This window comes from Halorubrum sp. SP9 (assembly GCF_005435015.1).
Lineage (GTDB): Archaea > Halobacteriota > Halobacteria > Halobacteriales > Haloferacaceae > Halorubrum > Halorubrum sodomense.
In genome coordinates this window covers 1-1,849 of the sequence record NZ_SGXU01000085.1, presented here as the reverse complement: position 1 = coordinate 1,849, position 1,849 = coordinate 1, and the positions used below count along the sequence as shown (strand labels likewise).

The window sequence follows — 1,849 nt, the reverse complement described above, 5'->3', positions numbered from 1 at the left end:
CTAAGTGAGGTTGGGATCACCCGCTCGACGGTGACGAACCGAGTCAAATCAGTCAGTGAAGACTGTCTTTCCGAGAACATCACCCCTCAAGCACTTCGATCGACATTCACAACGCGCCTGCTTCAGCTCGGGGTTCCACAGTCTGAGATTCGCCAACTTCTGGGGCATACCCCTTCAAAGTTGGATCTAGTACCCGTGGACGGTTACGGGGTCGCTGAAGAGAAGATCCGCAGCGGGTTATATTAGCCCGCCTCGCTGCTGGTGTTCCTCAGTATTTTGGCGTATAAAGTACGACAGTAGGAAATTTGTGTTCTTGTGAATCGCTGGACAGCATCGGTTTCGGTCCTCAGAACTAAGGGGACAGCAGGGAGTCTGCTTCGACGACCTGTGACGGGTCAAATAATCTCTTCGATCAACTCGAACCCATTTTTGAGCTGAACGCGCCCATCGAACCCTTTCCGTGAGAGCGCCGAAACAATACCTTCGCCGGCGTCCATGTCAGTCGCCACAATATACGCAAACTCGACGTCACCGGCGTCAATGTACTCTGTCGCCACGGCTGCGAGCGCAGTGTCCGCTTTTTCAATTCGGTCTCCCGGATCAACGGATGACAAATAGTAAAGTAGGTTGACTGATTTCAAAATTGTATGAACACTATTCCTGACGGCGGGAGAACACAACCGCCGTCGCTCTCTAACCGATTCTCTCACGATGAGGTCAACATGGACTTGACCATGTGTGGTCTTCTCGTTGAGCGAGCCGAAGAAATCGCTCAAATCTATAATAAACACGGGAATTGGAACCAGGTTAAGGAAATCTGGTTCGACGAACGCCGTGCCAACCGCAGTACACGAGGCAGTTCACAGAAAATCTACCGGGTTCTCGCATCGCGATTCAAAAACGCTCCTGCCAGCCTTCCCAACCCGCGTGACCTACCTACAGTATTGGATACCTGCTCAACGCCACAGGACAAAGCGCAAGTTCTCTACCCGTATCTCGTCGGGGACGATGTGCTTGTCCGCTATGTCATCCACGAGTACGTACAGCGACTTTTTGTAAATTCTACAGACGCCCTTGACTTCTCGAACGAGGCACTCACTACTGTGCTTGACCAATTTGAATACTCTGATGGGTCCGCTTTCGACTACGCTGACTCCACCACGGAACGTTGGTGTGAAGGCGTCCGATCAGTCATGCGTGAGATCGGTGTCCTTGAAGATCAGCAAACTGTCGTCGGTGATCCACCATCCCTTGGAGATGTACCACTCCTCGTTGCGATGGATTACTCGTACGAGGAGGGTGGTGACGAGTGGTTTGAGTCGCCGGTCGGCCTCCAGTACCTGTTCCAACCGAGCGATCGGTGGGAAGAGCTCTACGATAGAGTGGCTAGAAGTACGTCGAACTCCACGGAAGCCTCCAACTGCGGCCTACTGACGAACCGTACGCATGGATCTCTGAAAGGGGTGCTGAATGATGGTTGGCCCAACTTGGTTCGAAGACCTGCCTGAGGATTTCGAAGAATCAGTACGCATCGACCGCGAAGAGCAGTCAGCTGAGGAAAACCGGCACAGGCGACAAGCTATAGAGTCATACCACGTCACGGAAGATTCTCAACGCTTCTTTGAAGACTTCGTCAATCGCCTGCTCGACGAGGCAGAGGACATGCGCACGGGGCCGAACTACTGGCTCTACGGCTACTACGGCAGCGGAAAGAGTCACCTGCTGACAGTCCTCGACGGACTGATGGATACCCAGTGGCTCCGGAGTCGCTACGACGAGGTCTGGGCTGATCTTGTTCCTGATACGTCGACAGGGAGCAATCTCAACGAATTGCGCAGCCGTTGGGAAC

At 53.3% G+C, this 1,849-nt stretch carries 2 protein-coding genes and 2 pseudogenes; 3 read left to right on the top strand and 1 reads right to left on the bottom strand.

Going from position 1 to position 1,849, the window contains the following annotated elements:
- The first annotated feature begins 15 nt into the window (after positions 1-15).
- Positions 16-246 (top strand): tyrosine-type recombinase/integrase, encoded by a 231-nt coding sequence (locus EXE45_RS21900; RefSeq protein WP_369333766.1) that lies wholly within the window; start codon positions 16-18, stop codon positions 244-246.
- Between the two features lie 149 nt (positions 247-395).
- Here the strand turns inward: EXE45_RS21900 and EXE45_RS16430 are convergent, their stop codons facing one another.
- A complete protein-coding gene (locus EXE45_RS16430) occupies positions 396-614 on the bottom strand; it encodes a hypothetical protein (protein WP_199233664.1) in 219 nt (72 codons plus the stop codon).
- 108 nt (positions 615-722) lie between these two features.
- Here EXE45_RS16430 and EXE45_RS16425 point away from each other — a divergent pair.
- Positions 723-1,474 (top strand): annotated as a pseudogene (locus EXE45_RS16425) (BrxA family protein).
- A pseudogene (locus EXE45_RS16420) lies at positions 1,474-1,849 on the top strand (hypothetical protein); the annotation flags it as partial. The pseudogenes EXE45_RS16425 and EXE45_RS16420, both read left to right, overlap by 1 nt.